This window comes from Zoogloea sp. LCSB751, from assembly GCF_002028455.1.
Classification (GTDB): domain Bacteria; phylum Pseudomonadota; class Gammaproteobacteria; order Burkholderiales; family Rhodocyclaceae; genus Zoogloea.
Genome location: NZ_MWUM01000433.1, coordinates 1 through 250 on the forward strand (window position 1 = coordinate 1; position 250 = coordinate 250).

Consider the following 250-nt stretch of genomic DNA (forward strand, 5'->3'; position numbering starts at 1 on the left):
GTCGCTGTCGATGGTAAAAACCTACGGCATCGTTATGGGGTCGTTGTTGAGCGAACCGTGCTAGAGCTACGCGGCTACCCATGCGCCAGCCTGGAGCAGGACACACAAGCCAAACAGCAGATCATCTGCTCCCGATCATTCGGTGAACGGATCACACACATGAATTCCATGCATCAAGCACTCGCAGGATATATGGAACGTGCAGCTGAAAAACTCCGGGCAGAAGGAATGTGCTGTCGCCATGTCACCC

The 250-nt window shown here is 54.0% G+C and carries 1 pseudogene; it reads left to right on the forward strand.

Features of this window, described 5'->3' with window-relative positions:
• Window positions 1-57: 57 nt before the first annotated feature.
• Window positions 58-250: pseudogene (locus tag B4920_RS31180) on the forward strand (protein UmuC); the annotation flags it as partial.